General features: G+C 68.9%; 1 protein-coding gene. It reads right to left on the bottom strand.

Going from position 1 to position 2,148, the window contains the following annotated elements; translation table 11 throughout:
• Positions 1 to 2,033, bottom strand: a 2,033-nt coding sequence (locus ACIKT0_RS17435; RefSeq protein WP_407106615.1) for a transglycosylase domain-containing protein, incomplete at its 3' end; no start/stop codon positions are given.
• Positions 2,034 to 2,148: the final 115 nt, after the last annotated feature.

Raw genomic sequence — 2,148 nt, 5'->3', positions numbered from 1 at the left:
AGCGGCGGCTCCGGCAGAAGCTCGAGCAGATGACCAAGGAGATGCAGCAGGGCCAGCAGGGCCGGCAGAAAGGCCAGCAACAGGGGCCGGGCAAGCAGCCGGGCGGGCCCGGTGAGCCCCGGGATCGGGCGCGGCGGCAGGCCCTGATGCGCGAACGTCATGATCTCCTTCCACGTCATGGCCGGCAGCGAGCCTCCGGTCATCTCCTTGGTGGTGGTGAAGTCGTCATTGCCGAACCAGACGCCCCCGACGAACGACCCCGTGAACCCGACGAACCAGGCGTCGCGGTAGGATTGCGACGTGCCGGTCTTTCCGCACACCTGGTAGCCGTCGAGCCGCGCCCGGCCGCCGGTGCCGTTCTCGGTGACGGCGAGCATCATCCGGGTCATGTCGGCGACCACGTAAGGCGCGAGCACCTGCTCGGGAGGCTTGGTGTCGCGATCGTGGCGCCAGATCAGCTCGCCCTTGGAGTCCGCCACCTCGATCGCCGCGTAAGGCGGCGCGCGGCGCCCGCCATTGGCGATGGTGGAATAGGCCGAGGTGTGGTCGAGCACCGTCACCTCCTCGACCCCCAGCGCGAAAGCGCGGCCCGGATCGAGCTTGCTGCGCAGGCCCATGCGATGCGCAAGATCGATCACGGGTTTCTGTCCAATCGCCAGGGCGAGCCGTACAGGCACAGTATTGATAGATTTCGCATAAGCATTGATGAGTTGTACTCGGCCGGCGAAGCGGCGGCCGTAGTTGCGCGGGCACCAGTTGCCGATGCAGAACGGCGCGTCGACGATGTAGGCCTCGGGCGTGAAGCGGCCGGAGGCGAACGCCGCGGCGTACACATAGGTCTTGAACGACGAGCCCGGCTGCCGCAGCGCGTCGGTCGCGCGGTTGAACTGGCTCTGCCCGTAGTCGCGCCCGCCGACCATGGCGCGCACCGCCCCCTCCGGCTCCATCACCACCGCGGCCGCCTGGTCGACGTCGTACTGCTCGCCATACTGCCGGAGCGTCTGCTCGATCGCGCTCTCGGCGTGGCGCTGCAGCGCCGGGTCGAGCGCGGTCCTGACGGTCAGCACCCGCTGCCCCCGGAACGCGCCGTCGCGCGCAAGCCCCCGCACCTCCGCATAGGCCCAGTCGAGGTAATAGTCCGGGCTCGTCGCCTGCGCGCTCGGAACCGGCGTCGCGGGGGCGAGCCGCGCCGGCTGCACCTGGCCCTCGGTCATGAAGCCGGCGTCAACCAGATTGTCGAGCACCTGGCTCGCCCGCGCGCGCGCCGCCGCGAGGTTGATGTGCGGCGCGAACTTGGTCGGCGCCTTGAACAGCCCCGCCAGCATCGCGCTCTCGGCGAGGTTCACGTCGCGCGCGCTCTTGCCGAAATAGAAATGCGCCGCCGCGTCCACCCCGAACGCCCCGCCGCCCATATAGGCCCGGTCGAGATAGAGCTTCAGAATCTCGTCCTTGGTCAGATGGTGCTCGAGCCACAGCGCCAGGAACGCCTCGCGGATCTTGCGCTCCAGCGTGCGCTCATTGGTCAGGAAGATGTTTTTGGCGAGCTGCTGGCTGATCGACGAGCCGCCCTGCCGCACGCCGTTGGCCTTGGCGTTGGTGACGACCGCCCGCATCGTGCCGGCGATGTCGATGCCGAAATGCTGGTAGAAGCGCCGGTCCTCGGTCGCAAGCGCAGCCTTGATCAGATGGTCGGGATATTCGGCGAGCGGGATGCCGTCGTTCTGCATCACGCCGCGCTTGCCCATCTCGACGCCGTGGCGGTCGAGGAAGGTGACCGAGATGTCGCCGCGGTTCAGCCAGTCGCCCACCGTGTCCTGGAAGGCGGGCGTCGCGAGCGCGAGCAGCAGCACCGCGCCGGCCGCCCCGAGCGTCAGCCCCTCGCAGGCGAGCTCCACCGTCCAGCGCCGCCAGCCGCGCGCCCGAAACGTGTCGAACGCCGCGCACACGCCGTCCCACTGCCGCGAAAAGCCGGGCCAGATGCGCCAGACCGTGTCGTCGAGCCAGGAATCGAGCGCCAGCAGCGAGCGCCGCATGTCGAATTTTTTTCGCGCCCTCGCAGCTGCCACGCCGCCGTGATCAGCGGCTCGCCGTCGACCACGACCTTCACGACCGCTTCGGAAACGGTGACGAGTTCGCCCACGGCGTTGT

Source organism: Hansschlegelia beijingensis (genome assembly GCF_045505405.1).
Classification (GTDB): Bacteria; Pseudomonadota; Alphaproteobacteria; order Rhizobiales; family Methylopilaceae; genus Methylopila; species Methylopila beijingensis_A.
Note: the sequence above shows the minus strand (reverse complement) of the source record. Positions and strands in the feature narration are given on the sequence as shown.